This is a genomic window from Pseudoduganella violaceinigra DSM 15887 (assembly GCF_000425385.1).
Lineage (GTDB): Bacteria > Pseudomonadota > Gammaproteobacteria > Burkholderiales > Burkholderiaceae_D > Rugamonas > Rugamonas violaceinigra.
The window spans coordinates 212779-231478 of sequence record NZ_KE384356.1 but is presented as its reverse complement, the minus strand read 5'-3'; the positions used below and the strand labels follow the sequence as shown (position 1 = coordinate 231478).

General features: G+C 58.7%; 14 protein-coding genes and 1 tRNA gene. 10 read left to right on the top strand and 5 right to left on the bottom strand.

Features of this window, described 5'->3' with window-relative positions; translation table 11 throughout:
• Positions 1-5 precede the first annotated feature (5 nt).
• The 3 genes from H597_RS31450 to H597_RS0117610 all read left to right on the top strand — a co-directional run bounded on the left by H597_RS31450 (position 6) and on the right by H597_RS0117610 (position 4917).
• Complete coding sequence (locus tag H597_RS31450) at positions 6-572, top strand: hypothetical protein (protein ID WP_035374582.1); 567 nt, start codon at positions 6-8, stop codon at positions 570-572.
• Positions 573-678: 106 nt separating this feature from the next.
• Positions 679-2868: a TonB-dependent receptor plug domain-containing protein gene (locus H597_RS0117615; RefSeq protein WP_028103280.1), complete on the top strand. Its 2190-nt coding sequence runs from the start codon at positions 679-681 to the stop codon at positions 2866-2868.
• Between the two features lie 51 nt (positions 2869-2919).
• Positions 2920-4917 carry a M13 family metallopeptidase gene (locus H597_RS0117610; protein ID WP_211232067.1) on the top strand — a complete coding sequence of 666 codons (1998 nt, stop codon included), beginning with the start codon at positions 2920-2922 and terminating at the stop codon, positions 4915-4917.
• Positions 4918-4932: 15 nt separating this feature from the next.
• Here the strand turns inward: H597_RS0117610 and H597_RS0117605 are convergent, their stop codons facing one another.
• The gene (locus H597_RS0117605) at positions 4933-5676 is read right to left on the bottom strand and encodes a hypothetical protein (RefSeq protein ID WP_028103278.1); all 744 of its coding nucleotides are present in this window, start codon (positions 5674-5676) and stop codon (positions 4933-4935) included.
• Positions 5677-5836: 160 nt separating this feature from the next.
• Between H597_RS0117605 and H597_RS0117600 the strand changes: the two genes are divergently transcribed.
• Complete coding sequence (locus H597_RS0117600; protein ID WP_028103277.1) at positions 5837-7864, top strand: M13 family metallopeptidase; 2028 nt, start codon at positions 5837-5839, stop codon at positions 7862-7864.
• Between the two features lie 115 nt (positions 7865-7979).
• Entirely contained in the window at positions 7980-9992 is a 2013-nt protein-coding gene (locus H597_RS0117595) for a M13 family metallopeptidase (RefSeq protein WP_028103276.1), read from the top strand.
• Between the two features lie 192 nt (positions 9993-10184).
• Here the strand turns inward: H597_RS0117595 and H597_RS0117590 are convergent, their stop codons facing one another.
• Positions 10185-10724: a c-type cytochrome gene (locus H597_RS0117590; protein ID WP_028103275.1), complete on the bottom strand. Its 540-nt coding sequence runs from the start codon at positions 10722-10724 to the stop codon at positions 10185-10187.
• Between the two features lie 154 nt (positions 10725-10878).
• On the opposite strand from H597_RS0117590, the gene H597_RS0117585 reads away from it, so the two are divergent.
• The 3 genes from H597_RS0117585 (at position 10879) to H597_RS34225 (ending at position 15082) form a co-directional block, all read left to right on the top strand.
• Positions 10879-10954: transfer RNA gene (locus H597_RS0117585), tRNA-Arg, on the top strand.
• Positions 10955-11421: 467 nt separating this feature from the next.
• Entirely contained in the window at positions 11422-12498 is a 1077-nt protein-coding gene (locus H597_RS31445) for an AAA family ATPase (RefSeq protein WP_229632203.1), read from the top strand.
• 7 nt (positions 12499-12505) lie between these two features.
• On the top strand, positions 12506-15082 hold the full coding sequence (locus H597_RS34225) for a S8 family peptidase (RefSeq protein ID WP_083941164.1): 2577 nt from the start codon (positions 12506-12508) through the stop codon (positions 15080-15082).
• A 62-nt stretch (positions 15083-15144) separates the two neighbouring features.
• Here the strand turns inward: H597_RS34225 and H597_RS0117565 are convergent, their stop codons facing one another.
• The 3 genes from H597_RS0117565 to H597_RS34220 form a co-directional block, all read right to left on the bottom strand.
• Entirely contained in the window at positions 15145-16461 is a 1317-nt protein-coding gene (locus tag H597_RS0117565; RefSeq protein WP_028103273.1) for a HEPN/Toprim-associated domain-containing protein, read from the bottom strand.
• Between the two features lie 126 nt (positions 16462-16587).
• Positions 16588-17319, bottom strand: coding sequence for a DUF5677 domain-containing protein (locus H597_RS0117560; RefSeq protein ID WP_154668155.1), 732 nt, complete (start codon positions 17317-17319; stop codon positions 16588-16590).
• A gap of 40 nt (positions 17320-17359) precedes the next feature.
• A complete protein-coding gene (locus tag H597_RS34220; RefSeq protein WP_035374705.1) occupies positions 17360-17572 on the bottom strand; it encodes a helix-turn-helix domain-containing protein in 213 nt (70 codons plus the stop codon).
• Between the two features lie 70 nt (positions 17573-17642).
• On the opposite strand from H597_RS34220, the gene H597_RS0117550 reads away from it, so the two are divergent.
• Positions 17643-18242, top strand: a complete 600-nt coding sequence (locus H597_RS0117550; RefSeq protein ID WP_028103271.1) for an LAGLIDADG family homing endonuclease — start codon at positions 17643-17645, stop codon at positions 18240-18242.
• Positions 18243-18379: 137 nt separating this feature from the next.
• On the top strand, positions 18380-18685 hold the full coding sequence (locus H597_RS35725) for a hypothetical protein (RefSeq protein ID WP_154668154.1): 306 nt from the start codon (positions 18380-18382) through the stop codon (positions 18683-18685).
• Positions 18686-18700 lie beyond the last annotated feature (15 nt).

The window sequence follows — 18700 nt, the reverse complement described above, 5'->3', positions numbered from 1 at the left end:
ACGTTATGAGACTGATCCGCACTGCCCGCGCCGCCTGGCTGGTGCTGGCCATGGCCGTGGCGCCGGCCTTCGCCGTGCCCGTCATGGACCTGCGCGCCGAAGACCTGGTGCCGATGGCGGCCGAATTCCGCAAGTCCCTGAACCTGAACGCCAACCAGCAAACCCTGTGGGCCAAGGTGGAAGACCAGAGCAAGGCCTTGCTGCGCGAACGCAAGGCGCGCCGCGCACGCGTGCAGGAAGCCACCCGCCAAGGCTTGCAAGCCCAGAATGTCGAGCTGCGCGAACTGCAGGCGGGGCTGGAAGCGGAGCAGGCCGCCACGGCGGCGGAAGACCGCCAGCTGCGCGAGTGGTGGCTGGGCATCAATGATGCGCTGGACGATGGCCAGCGCGAGGCGGCGGCAAAGTTTCTACTTGAACAACTAATCCGCATGGAAGATGGGGCGGGCGGTGGGCGCGGCGAGCGGCCGGCGGGCAGCGAAGGCGGCCACCGCGGCGCCCACGGCGGGCGCGGTGGCATGGGTGGCATGGGTGGCGGATCCGGTGCCGGCGGCGGCCCTGGGCGCGGAATGTAGGTATCAAAAAGTAAAAAACCGGCGGGTGCCGTCCCCGCCGCCGGGAACGGCGTTTACAATGCCTGCGCGGCGCAACCCGTGTTGCCGCGTGGAATATTGTCAACTTATGAAGAAGCTGATCCCCCTTGCCCTGGCTGCCCTGGGCACCGCCATGCCGGCCATGGCCCAAACCCAGCAGGAACAGCCTGCTGCCAAGCCGGCGGACAAGGTCATGCCCCAGGTGACGATCAGCGGCGGCCGCCAGGACGATATGACCGAGCGCCGCAATTCCACGGCGGGCAAGCAAATCTTCGGCCGCGAAGAGCTGGACCGCAATGGCGACAGCAATATCGGCGACGTGCTCAAGCGCTTGCCCGGCGTGACCCTTGGCGGGCGTGCCGGCCGCGGGGGCGAAGTCCGCATGCGCGGCCTGGGCAACGGCTACACGCAGGTGCTGGTCAACGGCGAGCGCCCGCCGGCCGGCTTTTCCATGGAATCGCTGTCGCCCGACCAGGTCGAGCGCATTGAAGTCATGCGGGGCCCGGTAGCCGAGCACAGCACGCGCGCCATCGCCGGCACCATCAACATCGTGCTGCGCGACGGCTACCAGATGCACGACCTGGTGGTGAAGGCGTCGGATCGCCTGGAGCAGGGCCGCCATTCGCCCGAATTGACGCTGACGGCGCCGGGCAAGTCGGGGGCGCTGAGCTATACCCTGTCGGCTTCGCTCAGCTACGGCCGCCAGCACGACAGCGCACTGGTTCACAACATGGAAACCGACGCCTTGGGCGGCCTGCTCAAGGAGCAATTCCTGGACAGCGATAGCGCCGGCAATGCCAAGGGCCTGCACCTGGCGCCGCGCTTCTCCTACAAGTTCGAGAACGGCGACACGCTGAACTTCCAGACCTTCCTGATGCGCCAGAAGACGAGCGGCGATGCGCAGACCAATCTGGCGCAGCCGGTCGGCAGCCAACCGCCCGAATACAACTTCGCGCGGCAATCGACCGGCGGCGACGTCACCTTCCTGCGCGGATTCGGCAATTGGGTGCACCGCCTGCAAGGCGCCAGCAAGCTGGATGTGAAATTCGGTTTCGGCTTCGGCAAACGGGATAGCGATTCGCTGCGCTACCAGTACGACAGCCAGGGCGCGCTGCTGGACCGCTTCACCGATACCGACGACACGCGCGACAAAAGCGTCAACACCGGCGGCAAGTACACCTCGCCGCTGGGCGCCGGCCACCTGCTGGCCGCCGGCTGGGAGCTGGAGGCGAGCCACCGCGAGCAGGTGCGCGTTTCGCTCGATAAAGATGGAAAATCGCAGTTCGCCGATTCCGGCGACAACCTGACCGCCGATACCCGCCGCGCCGCCCTGTTCGCGCAGGACGAATGGGAAATCACGCCGCAGTGGTCGGCCTATGCCGGCGCGCGTTGGGAAGGCATCCGCACCACCTCGGACCGCAGCGCCGCTTCGGTCAGCAACACCAGCAAGGTATTCAGCCCGCTGCTGCATGCGGTATGGAAGATTCCCGGCTATGAAAAGGACCAGGTGCGCGCCAGCCTGACCAAGAGCTACAAGTCGCCCAATGTGCAGGACCTGATTGCCGCGCCCTACCTGTCGCGCCTGAACAGCGCCACCAGCCCCGACCGCACCGGCAACCCGAACTTGAAGCCGGAACTGGCCACCGGCCTGGATCTGGCCTATGAACACTACCTGGGCCGCAGCGGCATCGTCAGCGTCAGCGGCTTCGTGCGCGATATCGACAACCTGATCCGCCGCGACCTGTCGCAGCAGCAGACCGACCTTGGCCTGCGCTGGGTGTCCTCGCCCGCCAATATCGGCCATGCCCGCACCAGCGGCGTCGAGCTGGAAGCCAAGTTTGCGCTGTCCGAATTGATGGACAATGCGCCCCAGATCGACTTCCGCAGCAACTACAGCCGTTTCTGGTCGAACGTCGACGGCATTCCGGGCCCGGACAACCGCCTGGACCAGCAGGCCAAACAAACGGCCAACCTGGGCATGGACTACCGCTGGAAAGATATTCCGCTCACGCTGGGCGCCAGCTACAACTGGACGCCGGCTATCCGCACGCGGACCAGCGACCAGCAAATAGTAGAATCCAGCCGCAAACGCGTGCTGGACATGTATGCGCTGTGGCGTTTCGACGGCCGCACGCAAATCCGCATCAGCGCCAATAACCTGCTGGCGGATGATGCAACCGGGTACACCCTGGTGAACGCAAACGGCATCGCCTCACAGGCAGCCACCTTGAACCCCACTTATACCCAGTGGAGTGTTCGACTTGAAACCAAATTCTAAAGGGACCAGAGAGTGAAACGATTTATCCTGAGCACCATTACCCTGAGCGTGATGGCGGCCTTCGCGCAAGCAGCGGGCCATGACGCCACCCCGGCGCCGACATCGGGCATTGAAACGCAATACAGCGACAACAGCGTGCGCGTACAGGACGACTTCTTCCAGCACCTGAACGGCGAATGGCTGCGCACCACCGAGATCCCGGCCGATAAATCGAGCTGGGGTTCCTTCGCCAAGCTGCGCGACGACAGCCTGTTCCAGCTGCGCGACCTGATCCAGGGCCTGGAAGGCCAGAAGAACCTGAAGGGCGACGACGCCAAGATCGCTGTGCTGTACGGCTCCTACATGGATGAAGCGAAGCTGGAAAAGCTGGGCGCCAAGCCGGTGGCCGGCGAGCTGTCGAAGATCCGCGGCATGCAAGACAAGAAGGGCATCCCCGCCCTGATCGCCCATTTCAACAAGACCGGCGTGCCGGCGCCGTACGGCGTCTTCGTCAGCCAGGATGCGCGCGACTCGACCCAGTATGCTGCCCACATGGGCCAGTCCGGCCTGGGCCTGCCTGACCGCGACTACTACCTGAAGAAGGACGACGCCAAGATGGCGGAGGTGCTGGCCAAGTACGAACAGCACGTGGCCAAGGTGCTCGGCCTGGCCGGCAACAAGGACGGCGCGGAAAAAGCCAAGGCCATCGTCGCCCTGGAAACCGCGCTGGCGCAGGTGCAGTGGACCCGCGTCGACAACCGCGACCCGGTCAAGCGCTACAACAAGATGGAGATCAGCAAGCTGGCGGAAATCGCCCCGGGCTACGACTGGAAAGCCGCCCTGGGTGCAACCGGCATCGCCGCCAAGACCGATACCGTGATCGTGGCCCAGCCAAGCTATATGACCGAGTTCGCCAAACTGGTGGAAAGCACCCCGCTGGAATCCTGGAAGGCTTACTTTGAATGGCAGCTGCTGCGCGATGCCTCGCCTTACCTGTCGAAGGACTTCGACCAGGCCAACTTCGCCTTCTACGGCACCGTGCTGACCGGCGTGACCGAACAGCAGCCACGCTGGAAGCGCGGCGTGGGCGTGGTGGAAGGCGCGATCGGCGAAGGCCTGGGCAAGCTGTATGTGGCCAAGTACTTCCCGGCCGAACGCAAGGCGCGCATGGAGGAACTGGTGAAGAACCTGCTGGTGGCCTACAAGCAGAGCATCGACAGCATCGATTGGATGGGTCCCGAGACCAAGAAGCAGGCGCAGGACAAGCTGGCCAAGTTCACCCCGAAGATCGGCTACCCGAACAAATGGAAGGACTACAGCAAGCTGCAGTTCAAGGCCGGCGACCTGATCGGCAACCTGGGCCGCGCCACCGAGTTTGCCTACAACCGCAATCTCGAGAAGCTGGGCAAGCCGATCGACAAGGAAGAGTGGGGCATGACCCCGCAGACGGTCAATGCCTACTACCGCCCCACCGCCAATGAGATCGTGTTCCCGGCCGCCATCCTGCAGCCGCCGTTCTTCGACATGAAGGCGGACGACGCGGTCAACTACGGCGCGATCGGCGCCGTGATCGGCCACGAAATCTCGCACGGCTTCGACGACTCCGGCTCGCAGTACGACGGCAACGGCAACCTGCGCGACTGGTGGACGGCGGAAGACCGCGCCGCCTTCAAGGTCAAGGCGGACGCCATGGTCAAGCAGTACAGCGCCTACGAGCCGGTGCCTGGCTATAACATCAACGGCAAACTGACCCTGGGCGAGAATATCGCCGACAACTCGGGCCTGGCGATCGCCTACAAGGCGTACAAGATCTCGCTGGGCGGCAAGCCTTCGCCGGTGATCGATGGCCTGAGCGGCGAACAGCGCGTGTTCATGGGCTTCGGCCAGGTCTGGCGCACCAAGATGCGCGAACAGCAGGCGCTGGTGCAGATCAAGACCGACCCGCACTCCGCCGGCCGCTTCCGCGCCAACGGCACCGTGGTCAACCAGCCGGCCTTTTACGAAGCCTTCGGCGTGAAGGAAGGCGACAAGATGTACGTCAAGCCGGAAGACCGCATCATCATCTGGTAATCCGGCCCCGCCCGTTTAACCAGGCTGGGAAAGCACCCTGGCCTGGTAGCTGCCATCGGGCTGGCGTTTCAACGCGAAGCGCCAGCCTTCGAATTGCACATCATCCAGCGCATTGCGGTCGAACTGCTTGCTGGTGGTGCGTTCCACGCCGTTCTGGCCGAACACATTCAGCGTCAGCTTCACGATTGCCGGCCCTTGGTCTTCCAGGGTCACCGACAAGGCGCGCGAGTAGTTCGGGTCCACTTCCTCCACCACCTTCAGTTGCGGCTCGGCTGGTTCCGCCGCGTAAACGCCTTTGACCAGCGTGGTGAGCGCGCCCATGCCGCCCGACGCATCCCGGTAGGACCCGACACGTTCGCACAGTTCGCCCTTGTCGGTGACATACAAGAATTGGGATACCCCGGCGCCGCCCGACTCGCGGATCACGTAACTGGGGCCGCCTTTCTGCGCATTGACTTCGGCGCGGTACTTCTGGCCAGCCTTCAGCCGGAAGGTGATCGCCAGGAACCAGTCCGGTTTGTAGGTCACATTGGTCTCCGGAACCAGGTACAGGTGACGCCGTCCCAATTTGCGGTAGGCCAGCTGGTCGCCGGACTTGACGGTGAAGGGCTGGTCCAGCTCATAGCTCTTCTTGCTATCGAAATAGGCGGGCTGGTAGCTGAAGTTGTAGCGTTGGCCGTCGCTCAATTCGTCGAGATGGCAGTTGGCGGCCGACGCACTGGTGGATGCAGCAAGTAGGGCCAGGAGAATGGGGCGCATGAGGATCTGGAGTATTTGAAGGAGTCCGAATAGTCGTATTCTTTTGATTTTTTTGCAATCACTGCCAAAAAGCCACGCTGGGCAGTGGCTTTTCTTTCAACGTTTCGCCCAGGCGTGCTAGAGTCGCGCGATACCGTCACACCTACCTAGGAGGGTAACCTTGAAACGTAAGATCCTGAGCGCCGTGATCATCGGCCTGTTCACCGCCCACGCCGCCATCGCGGCCGGCAAGCCTGCCCAGAAATCCGGCATCGAAACCGCCACCATGGACCAAGCCGTCCGCGCCCAGGATGATTTCTACCTGCACCAGAACGGCACCTGGATGAAGAACACCGAGATCCCGGCCGACCGTTCCAGCTGGGGCACTTTCGTCCAGCTGTCCGAAACCGTGCAGCCGCAGCTGCGCGCCCTGATTGAAGAAGCCGCCGCCAAGGGCGGCAACGCCGATGCCAAGCGCGTCGGCGATCTGTTCGCCTCGATGATGGACGACGCCCGCGCCGAGCAGCTGGGCATCACCCCGCTGGCCGGTGAGCGCGCCCGCATCGCCGCCCTGAACGACAAGAAGCAGCTGGCCGCCCAGTTCGCGCATTTCTCGCGCATGGGTGTCAGCAGCCCGTTCGACGTCGGCATCCACCAGGACAACAAGGATTCGACCCGCTACGTGGCCGACCTGGGCCAGTCCGGCCTGTCCATGCCTGACCGCGACTACTACCTGAAAAAAGACGACGCCAAGCTGGCCGAGACCCTGGCCAAGTTCGAAGCCCACGTGGCCCGGATGATGACGCTGGCCGGCGACGCCAATGCCGCCGCCACCGCCAAGGCCGTGGTCAATGTCGAAACCCGCCTGGCCCAGATCCAGTGGACCAAGGTCGAGCTCCGCGACCCGGTCAAGGCTTACAACAAATACGAGATCGCCAAGCTGAAAGAGCTGATGCCAAGCTTCGACTTCGACAGCTGGCTGCAAGGCGTGCTGTTGAGCGGCAAGGTCCAGGACGTGATCGTCAGCCAGCCTACCTACCTGCAGGCGCTGGACAAGGTGCTGGCCGAAGTGCCGCTGGAGGACTGGAAGGCCTACATGGACTACCGCCTGCTGGCGACCTTCTCGCCGGAGCTGTCCAAGAACTTCGTTGACGAGAACTTCTCCTTCTACGGCACCACCCTGAGCGGCGCCACCGAACAGCGCCCACGCTGGAAGCGCGCCGTCAGCTTGACCGAAGGCGCCATGGGCGAAGCGGTCGGCAAGCTGTACGTGGCCAAGCACTTCTCGCCGGAAGCCAAGGCGCGCATGGAAAAGCTGGTGAAAAACCTGCTGCAAGCCTTCAACCAGAGCATCGACACCCTGGAGTGGATGAGCCCTGCGACCCGCAAGGAAGCCCATGCCAAGCTGGCCAAGTTCACCACCAAGATCGGCTACCCGAACAAGTGGCGCGATTACAGCGCGCTGGAAATCAAGCGCGACGACCTGGTGGGCAACGTGATGCGTGCCAACGAGTTCGAACACCTGCGCAATGTGAACAAACTGGGCAAGCCGATCGACCGCGACGAGTGGCTGATGCCGCCACAGGTGATCAACGCCTACTACAACCCGGAAATGAACGAGATCGTGTTCCCGGCCGCCATCCTGCAGCCGCCATTCTTCGATATGAAGGCTGACGACGCGGTCAACTACGGCGGCATCGGCGCCGTGATCGGCCACGAAATCTCGCACGGCTTCGACGACCAGGGTTCGCAGTACGACGGCGACGGCAACCTGCGCAACTGGTGGACCGAGGAAGACGGCAAGCGCTTCAAGGAGCGCACCGGCATCCTGGTCAAGCAGTACGGCGAATTCGAAGCGCTGCCGGGCTACAAGGTCAATGGCGAGCTGACGCTGGGCGAAAACATCGGCGACAACTCCGGCCTGGCCGTGGCGTACAAGGCGTACAAGCTGTCGCTGAAGGGCAAGAAGGCGCCGGTAATCGACGGTTTCACCGGCGACCAGCGCTTCTACATGGGCTGGGCCCAGGTATGGCGCACCAAGTTCCGCGACGCCGCCCTGATCGCGCGCGTGAAGACCGACCCGCACTCGCCGGGCCCATTCCGCGCCAATGGCACGCTGCGCAACCAGCCGGGCTTCTACGAAGCCTTCAGCGTGAAGCAAGGCGACAAGCTGTACCTGTCGCCGAAAGAACGCGCGATTATCTGGTAAACCCGGTAGTTCAGTGTCTGACCCGCAGGGTCAGACACTGGGCCCGCGACCGCCGCATAAAGGTGCCTGACCCTGCGCGTCCGGCACTGTTCTTCCGGTTTTTAAGGACTCCCCAATGAAAAAACACCTCATCGCCGCCGCCGCTGCCGCGTTGCTGGCATCCGTTGCCGGCGCCGCCGACAAATCCGGCATCGAACTTCAATACATCGACCCCGCCGTCCGCGCCCAGGACGACTTCTTCAAGCACCTGAACGGCAAATGGCTGTCGACGGCCGAAATCCCCGCTGAAATGTCGAGCTGGGGCGTCTTCGAAAAGTTGTTCGAAGACGTCCAGCCGCAACTGCGCCAGATTATCGAAGACTCCGCAAAGAACGCCGACACGGCCGACAAGCAGCGCATCGGCGACTTCTACGCCGCCTTCATGGACGAGGCCCGCCTGGAGCAACTGGGCGTGGCGCCAATCCAGCCGGAACTGGCCCGCATCGCCGCCCTGAGCGACAAGAAGCAGCTGCCAGCCCTGTTCGCGTACCACAACCGCCACAACTTCGCGGCGCCGATGGACATGGGCATCCACCAGGACAACAAGGACTCCACCAAGTACGTGATCGACTTCGTGCAGTCCGGCCTGGGCATGCCTGACCGCGACTACTATCTGAAAAAAGACGACCCTAAAATGGCCGAGACGCTGGCGAAGTACACCGCCACCGTCGAAAAAATGCTGGCGCTGGCCGGCGACGCCAATGCCGCCGCCAATGCCAAGGCCGTGGTCGCCTTCGAAACCCGGATCGCGCAGCTGCACTGGACCAAGGTCGAACTGCGCGACCCGGTCAAAGCCTATAACAAGGTGCCGGTCGCCAAGCTGGGCGCGCTGATGCCGGGCTACGACTGGAATGCCTACCTGGATGGCCTGGGCGTGTCCGGCAAAGTCGATTACGTCATCGTCAGCCAGCCGACCTACCTGAAAGCCCTGGACAAGCTGCTGGCCGAAACCCCGCTCGAGACGCTGAAGCCTTACTTCGCCTGGAGCGTGCTGCGCGCCAACGCCCCATACTTGTCCAAGGCCTTCGTCGAAGCGAACTTTGAGTTCTACGGCAAGCAGCTGGGTGGCGCCACCGAAAACCGCCCACGCTGGAAGCGCGGCGTCTCGGCCACCGAATCGGCCTTGGGCGAAAGCATCGGCAAAGTCTATGTGGAGCAGCACTTCCCCGCTGCCAACAAGACCCGCATGGAAGCACTGGTGAAGAACCTGCTGGTCGCTTACAAGGACAGCATCGACACGCTGCCGTGGATGAGCGCCCAGACCAAGAAGGAAGCGCAAGCCAAGCTGGCCAAATTCACGCCGAAGATCGGCTACCCGAACAAATGGCGCGACTACAGCAAGCTTTCCATCGACCGCAACGACTTGGTTGGCAACGTCGCCCGCGCCACCGAGTTCGCGGTGCAGAAGGAACTGGACAAGCTGGGCAAGCCGATCGACCGCGACGAATGGGGCATGACGCCGCAAACCATCAACGCCTACTACAACCCTGAGCTGAACGAGATCGTCTTCCCGGCCGCCATCCTGCAGCCACCGTTCTTCGACGCCAGTGCCGACGACGCGGCCAACTACGGCGCCATCGGCGCCGTGATCGGCCACGAAATCTCGCACGGCTTCGACGATCAGGGTGCGCAGTACGACGGCGACGGCAATCTGCGCGACTGGTGGAGCAAGCGCGATCACGCCAACTTCAAGACCAAGACCAAGATGCTGGTCAAGCAGTATGGTGCCTTCAGCCCCGTCAAAGGCTACAAGATCAACGGCGAACTGACGCTGGGCGAGAACATCGCCGACAACTCCGGCCTGGCGATCGCGTACAAGGCCTACAAGCTGTCGCTCGGCGGCAAGCCGGCGCCAGTGATCGATGGCTTCAGCGGCGAACAGCGCTTCTACCAAGGCTGGGCGCAAGCATGGCGCGCCAAGTCGCGTGAAGCGGCGCTGATCCGCCAGATCACCACCGACCCGCACTCGCCGGAAGAGTTCCGCGCCAACGGCTCGCTGCGCAACCAGCCGGGCTTCTACGACGCGTTCGGCGTGAAGAAGGGCGACAAGATGTATCTCGCGCCGAAAGAGCGCGTGATCATTTGGTAATCCCGCCTGCGCAACGCTTAATGGCGCAGGTTCGCGGCCGTTGACCTGTTCTGAGAACCAGAGGCCTTACCCCTGCCCCGTCAGTCGCGCAGACGGGGTCAGACCCTTGGGTCTGACCCCGGTTTACCGGTTTGAAAAGGCAAAAAAAAACCGCTCAAACGAGCGGTTTTTTTATATGCGAAGCAAGTCAGCTTACTTCGGCTCCGCAGCTGCAGGAGCCTCGGCAGCCGGAGCCGCCTGCTTGACCTCAGGCTCCTTGAACTTGCCGCCGGACTTATTAGCCATGTACACCACCGCGCGCGCCACTTCCACGTCATCCAGATCAGGATTGCCGCCCTTTGCAGGCATCAGGCGCAGGCCTTCGATCGCGTGCTTGACCACAGTGTCATAGCCCTGGGCGATACGTGGACCCCAGGCGCCAGCGTCGCCGAATTTCGGTGCACCGGCAGCGCCGGAGCCATGGCAGGCTGCGCAAGTCGCGGTGTAGACAGCCTCGCCGGCCATCAGGACTTTAGGAGCATTGACGTCTTTCAGGGTGAAGCCCTGGTCTGCAACAGGTTTCAGGCGGGCGGCCACGGCTTCCGCGCTCTGGCTTTCGGAACCGGCGCCGGTCAGCTTTTCCTGGGTCACAAACTGCACCAGCAAAACGATGCCAATGATAGTAACAGCAAAGAAACCTACAACGGCAGCGACCAGCTGCTTGGGCGTTCTGATAGCGGACTCGTGGCTCATAATTTCCTTAGGACAGTTTTCAAAGCTGTTGAAGGGTTGTTATTTTGGCATTGAATCCGCCGGACCCTCGTCAAACCTGCGATTATAGACGGAAACCCCTAGCTATGGAATGGATTTCCGGCTATCCTTCGTGTCGCTTCAGCATTCAAAAAACGCGGCTGTAGCTCAGTGGATAGAGTATCGGCCTCCGAAGCCGAGGGTCGTGGGTTCGATCCCCGCCAGCCGCGCCATAAATATCAAATAGTTAGGTTAGCCCCTAACTCATCAGTTTCATACCTGGGTTACACGTGGGTTACGCGGGCCGCTTTAGGTAGCTCGGAAGATCCCGTTTGTCCACGCGGACTCTAGGTCCAGATCAATACAACACATGCCCCTGAAAGTTAGCATTTGTATGCCCGAAAGGGGAAACATTTGCCTTGCTGCCAACTTTGTGAGGACATAAAATCATGAAGAAAGGAAGAACTGATGAGTACAGCTGGCTCAATGGATAAAGGGCATATGAAACCTGTTTCTCGTAATATGCCTTCGACATCTTTACCAATTCCCGCTTGCGAAGAAGTACCAATGCAAGTCATGGTGCCCGAAAGTGTGCGGCGTCAAGTTGCTCTTATGTGTGCTGATCGTGGAGAAAGCATGCGTGCTGTGGTACTTAAAGGTTTAAGCGCGTTAGGTATCGATATATCAGACGCGGAGCTGAATGACCGTCGCGGCCGTCGTCGAGTTGCAAGCGGAGGCCGCGATGGCTCGCAGTGATCTGCTTATCAGTTTGGTGAAGGCCGGCGCGAACGGAGACAAACGCACCTTGCGCAAGACAGTTGAAGCCATCGTTGCGGAGGAAAGGGCGAAACAGCACAACATCATGGCAGACAGGATTGAAAAGGCGTTCGCGTCCGCGAATGGCGCTGGGGGAAGTGGCACCACCTCCCTGAACGGTGGGTACACGAGCAGTGGGAGCGAGCGGCAATCGCAGTACGCGGCAGATCAAAATAGTCGCGCACGCGATTTCATAGCCGAGGTAATGCCGCGCAGAATCCTTGCGGACTTGATGCTCCCGGATGCGACAAAGGCAGCCGTACAGCAGCTAATCGAAGAACAGCAGCGTGCAGATATTTTGCGTGCGCATTCTCTTGAACCTCGTAACAGTATGCTCCTCGTTGGCCCACCTGGTAATGGCAAGACGTCATTGGCTGAAGCGGTTGCCGAGGCTTTAGCATTACCGTTCTTTGTGGTGCGGTACGACGCGATGATCGGAAGTTTCTTAGGTGAGACGGCCAGCCGAATGAGGCGCGTGTTCGACTTTGCCCGGACGACACCCTGTGTCTTGTTTTTCGACGAGTTTGATACCGTGGGCAAGGAACGTGGCGATACCCACGAAACAGGTGAAATTAAGCGCGTCGTGACTTCGCTCTTGATGCAGATCGACGATCTTCCAAGTTACGTGGTGATTTTGGCTGCAACCAACCACGCTGAGTTATTGGATCGTGCAGTCTGGCGTCGTTTCCAGCTTCGACTACCGCTTCCAAGGCCGACTCAGAAGCAATTAGCAACATACCTCTCAAGTCTGAGTCGCACTAGCGGATTGAAATTGGGGGTGAACGTGGAAGAAATCTCAAAGGCATTGGGCAGGATTAGCTTTAGTGAAGCTGAACAGTTCTTCTTGAACGTCGCAAGAAGGCATGTGCTTTCGGGTGGCGATGCATCGCCGACGGAGATTACTAAGCAACAGCTGAAGATTTGGACCACTCGTGTTCGTGTTCAAGTAAAGGAGGACTAAGTTTCTCATGCCAGATCGCCCAATTCTGAAGTTGCCTGAGCCAGTCGATTTTCAGCCGCATCCTGGCCCCCCTGGTAGAAAGACAATTGAAACGCCGACGCGAGACAGGCAGCGCGATCGCCTAGCTCCTCGTTTTGCCCGATTGATGCAAATAGCTGGGAACCCGCACGATCTATTGGCCTTACGGGCAGACCCGGCCTCGATTGCCCCGGAGCGTGCGATTGTTTTTGAAGTGGCTGGTCAACTCAAAGACTTCTATCAGCAGGCCCAGAATCTGGGGATTGAATATCTCGGCGACTACGAGGTTGAGATTGAGTCTGGCGCAGACTTCTCCAACATCAAGAAACCCGGACAAAGTTTTTCAGGCCGCGTTTATTTGGCGATGCCTGATGTGCGAGCGCTTCAGGAACTGTTGGGCCTCTGGCGGAGATTTCAAAATGGGAGAATGCCGAGCGGGCGGGGTGAATGGGGCACGCTGTTTTCTTTGCTGGTAGATATCAGGCCTTGGGGGCCTCAAGATCGGGTGCCTCCTGAAACCATTGAATATTGGCGAGAGGAGCTAGCGGCGAGTCCTGGCGCGCCGGTCCGGTTTGAAGTCGAGATGTGGTTTCACGAGCGAGATGCAATGCGAACCGCCGCGCTTGCACGAGTGCGTGATTCCGTGGAGCGAATGGGTGGAAGAGTGGTCCACCATGCAGAGGTGGCGGACATTCGTTACCATGCAGCGCTAGTCGATATTCCCGCCGCTCAGGCCCAGCAGCTTATTGATCACCCAGATATTGAGCTGGCTCGCATCGATGACATCATGTTCTTGAGGCCTCAATCAGTAGGGCGCCCCATCAGGAAAGAGGAGCGCGACGGTGACGATTTCGGTGGTGTTAATGACGAATCGCCGTTGCCAGCCGGAGAGCCACTTGCAGCTTTGTTAGACGGGTTTCCTGTTCAAAATCATATCCGTCTTGCAGGTCGAATTATTATTGATGACCCTGACGGGTTGGAAGCGCGATACCCTGTAAACCGCCGAGGACACGGTACCGAAATGGCCTCGTTAATAGTACACGGTGACCTCTCAAACGCGGGAACTCCTTTGACGCGGCCTATAGTAGTTCACCCCGTGATGCAGCCGGATAATGGGGATTCGGAGCATACATTGGCCGACCAGCTTTTGGTTGATGTAATCCATCGTGCGGTTCGTCGTATCAAAGTCGGCAACCGTGACGATGACGCGATTGCGCCCAGCGTCGTACTTTTCAACCTGTCGATTGGGGATCGTTGGCGCCCGTTTGCTAGGCTGATGAGTCCGCTGGCTCGACTGCTGGATGACCTCGCTTATCGTTATCGAGTTTTGTTCCTCGTCAGTGCTGGAAATGTCGGCGGTCGATTAAGGCTTCCCCGTTATGAAAACTCGATCGCATTTGAAGCTGCCGATCCGGCGGAGCGAGAGAAAGAGGTGCTAGCAGCGCTAGACTCAGAGAAGAGTCAGCGCACTTTGTTGTCTCCTGCAGAGTCCGTAAATGCGCTCACCATTGGTGCCGCTCATAAAAGCCAGGCCTTTAATGGTCTACCAGCCAATCTGATTGATCCATACGATGGTGAAGGCCTGCCCAACATCATGTCAGCGATGGGTCTTGGATATCGTAAGTCGATTAAGCCAGACTTGTTATTCGCCGGTGGACGACTACCTGTTCGCGTGGTCGCCTCTGGACAAGGAGTTACGATTGAGCCAGTGGTCAGGCAAACTCGACTGTTTGGATTGAAAGCGGCTGCCCCGGACGCCCATGGGAGTATTCGTAGAGAAGACTTTACTGTGGGTACCAGTGCAGCTACGGCTCTTGCAACACGTGCAGGACACCAGATATTGGAAGTACTCGTCAACGAAGCGGAAGGATCAAATCACGCGGATCTCCCAGTTGAATTTCGCGCCCTTGCAGCCAAGGCACTCCTGGTTCACGGGGCTAGTTGGGGCGGCAAGGGAGAAATGCTCGATGAGCATCTTCAGCCGCGAGGTGTAGGGAGCCACGTCGTGCGGCGAGATGACATTTCGAGACTTCTTGGTTTTGGGATGCCGGACATTGAGCGGGTCATCGATTGTACTGAAAACCGGGCAACCCTACTCGGAATTGGGACCATAACGCCAGGTAAAGCGTGGCTCTACCGTATCCCGATTCCAGGGGGGCTTGAGGGCCAGCGCGCCTTCCGCGCCCTTACGACAACTTTAGTTTGGTTCACTCCTACAAATCCACGTCATCAAGGATACCGTCGCGTGTCGCTTGATATTTCCCCTGGAACGGATGAAAAGTATTGGATTACAACTACAAGGGAAGCACCACAGCCTACTGATAAAGCTGTCGTTCGCGGCAGCGTCTTTCATGAGCGGCGCTTTGGCGAAAATGCGGCTGTGTTCGTTGATGACGGCCATTTACTTTTGCGAATTTCTTGTCGCGCTACTGCCGGAGAATTCAACGAGGCGGTTCCCTATGCAATCTGTATCAGCTTTGAAGTTGGCATTGAGACTGGGATACAGGTCTATGAAGAAATCCGTCAACGGATTACTCCGCAGGTGCCGATTGTGCAACCGGTCTAACTCGTTTTCCGAGATGTGCGGAGTCTACGCTCGCGGAGGATTGAGTTTTAATCCGTGGGGATTCACTCACCATACTTCCAGAACGGGAGCATTTGTTCGGCCATTAGAGAGCATTGTCGTTCGAGAAGGTCCAACACGATCCGCAGCTTGCTGACGTCATATTCATTGGATCGAATGGACTCTTCTGTCGCATTGAAGAACGCATTTGCGTAGCTTTCTTTGAAATCGAGCGCGCCCTGATAAACACCTAGCTTTTCTTTATAGTTTGTCCAGGTCACCTGCGGCGGCTTCCGGTCTTTCAACCGCAAGTCGAGGTAGCACTCGATAGCTGCTGCCCGACGATTGATATCAACGTATGTGATGCCGTCAGGCCCACGTGCAGGGAAATTGCGTAGTTCCTCGATATCAGGAAGGACGGTTGCTCGCATGTTGGTGGGGAATGTGAAGCGCTGCAAACCATGAAACGCATCGCGGCCTTCCGCGTCATTGTCGAACAAAAACACAACGCGATTCTGGACGTCAATCTTCACAAGACCTTCGGCGAACTTGGCAAGGCTGCCCGTGCCAGAAAATGGATGGCGATCCTCCACGTCAATAAATCTGAAAAAATCTTGGATATCGGGGCGCAGGAGTGCGATGGCACGCTTTAGGATGTGCGTGTCGGAAGACCCTTCTGTTGCAATCAAATAGGTTTGGGTTCGGCGTGCTCCCGAAACAAAATCGTGTTCTCGCGCCCAGCCTGCATCGATGAATTCGCCGCAGTTCCACACGACTTGCAGATTTAAATTTTCTGGATTTTCTCCAAGTATTCGCAGCACTGAGTAGGGGTCGAGAAACCCTAGCAAGTTGCCAAAGTGGCTCCGTTCAGAGTAGCCGCCGGTATCACGGTCGGGATCGCCGCCAGGCAATAGGTTGATGTCCGGTTCGCTTGCGAAGAGTCCTCGTTTTGCTTCATGCTCGGCATCATAGTCGGGAACATAGTTATCGTTGAGGGTATGAACCGGGTACTTGTGGACGAAAGCAGTAAGCTGATCGAAGGTCAACCGCTCAGGATTGCCGATCGATGCTGTTCCCATCGTTTCAGCATATTGTTCCTGATCGTATGCAACGGCGCGCTCATAGTCAGCTTTGACAGCTTTTATCGTGTACCCGAGTAATTCAAGTCGCGGAATCAGGGAACTTAATGAGCGGCAAAAACACATATCTTTCAGCGATACCTCCTCGCCGTCACTTTGCTCACACCGGTCATAGATCACCCGCCCATTCTCAAGTCGGAGCCAGTCTCTTTCTTGAAAAAGCATGCCATGGTCAATGCCCATATGCATGGTGTTGTAAGTGAGTATGATGTCGCCGACCGATAATGTTAAAGGGGTACTCATACAACTCCTAGGTGACGGTCTCGGCTAACGGTGAAGTGAATCGGTTTGAATCTGATGCCGGCGTTGGCAGCGTAGCGGAACTTGTCGTCGAGTCCTGCGGAAAGCGAAAACGTACTGTAGACCAAATCAAGCCGGCCGCAAGTATGCAGAGAGGCGCTTCATTCCTTCTGCAAGGCAGGTATCGACAAGGCCGAGGCAAAATTCGAGTTGAACGTCGGATGGTCCAAACACCGCGCCGAATCCTTCACCTCTTTGCTCGAAAACAGAGTCTGTTGACGCGATCGTTGCGTGTGACGAAATGAAGGACAGTCCACGATAAACAGTGGCGTACACAAAAGCCATCCCGGCCTTTTCTGCAGCCTCATACACGCTTAGCTGCTTTTTGCCGCCAGCATGTTCCGCCATTACCTCTTCTAAGCTGGCGACCTGTTCTGGTGTCCAAGCATTTTCCTTGAGTCCGATGTCCAGCATGGACTTCGCCTGCTCTCTACGTGCGTGGCTGTCTCCGCTCTTTAGGCTTTCCATGACACCAGGGTCACTTATAAGAGCTGCAGCAAAGAATAGGCACTCATATGCGTTGCGGGTCAGCGAGAAGGCCTCCGAAACCATCCCTTTTTCCAGCAAAAGGATTGCGCCTTGGCAGGCCCTCAGACTACGGCACCAGAACCCGACCGCCATGACAACGTGCATTTGGGCTGGGGAATCCAATTTGGCTAAGTCGGCATTGAACAGTTGCGCGGTTGCGGCGTCTGATTTTGCTTCGCAGGTGGCAAAAGAATTTGAGTAAGCTGACCTGTATCTTCTACGGAAACTGTCAATTTCGCCGGCGAGGAAACCGCGATTACGGATGTCGTCCATTTGGTATTTGGTGAGCGAGCAGTAAAAACTACAACGTCGGTTAAGTCTGAAATAGTTGAGCTACTGTGATGCCCAGCGCCTTGGCCAAAATCTCTATTGCATCAAGCGACGGATTTGCGCCTCCCCGCTCTACGCGGCTCATATAGCTACGTGCAAATCCACACCGGTCAGCAAACGCTTCCTGTGACATTCCACTAGCCAGGCGCAGCTCCTTCACTCGTTCGCCAAATTGTTTTCGTAGGATCGTACTCACCCCTCGACTGTGGAGTAATGTACACTGTTCGGCCACGCACTAATCGTGACAATTATCTACAAGACAATTTATGCAAGACGCTTTTGAATTTGATCCGCAGCCCCTCCTGTCCCCTACATCTATCACGTCGGTTGTCGAAGTAACAGATGCTGAACTCGCATGGCTTGCTGGAATAATTGATGGGGAAGGTAACTTGCAGGCTACCGTCCAGGCCAAAAAATGCGGTTCAAAGGGGGGGCGCCAGAACTATTATGAACCCAAGGTCAGGATTACCAACACGGACGTAAGGATGATTCAGCGGGTGTCCGAAATCTACGTGAAGCTGGGCCTCGTCTTTTTCTACGCCGTAAATTCGGTCAAGCGCTACAAAAATCGTAAATCGACTTGGCGCAACCAGCTGGAGATTACGGTCGGCTCGAAAATCCAGATCATCAAGTTGCTTGAGGCGGTGATGCCTTACCTCGTACACAAGCAACGCTATGCGGCAATCATGCTTGAAGCTATTCACTGGGTCCAGTCTCAGCCTCGCCGAGGACGTCACTCTGCAGGAACAAATTACACCGGGAAAAATGAGTTCCAAGAATATATTGCGGCGATGGCCGCCGAACGTGAATTCCATATTGAGCCGGAAGTGACGCACAGGGTAGCAAGCCAAGTATTGCAGTGGTAATCTGCCGTCATCAATTCGGACCACATGAATCGCGTCCGCTTTGCGAACCAGTTGCCGCTGAACAAGGTAGCAACTGGTTCTAGGCGCCACAGTTCAACTCGGAACAGGAGCTGGCGGCAACTGTCACAAGATTACTGGTGGTGCGGCTGTCGTCCACCTTCGATAGTGACCAAGCGTTCGCCGGTTATACTGCCACTTATGGACACACCGAAATCCGCCCCAGCGCCACAGCCGCCCAGCGCGCCGCAGGACGTTCGTCGGTCGCAGACCTGGCCCGACGGATCGGCGCTAATCATTACCTCAGACGCGATTACGCTGGTGGAGCCGGGGCAACCGTACTCGGTCGCTCCCTGCTCGACGGCTTTGTCGCCGGCAAACCCAACCAGCTGACCGGCCACACCATCACCTCGCCGGGCGATCTGGCCACCGTGGTCCAAGACTAGCGTGATCCCCGCGTT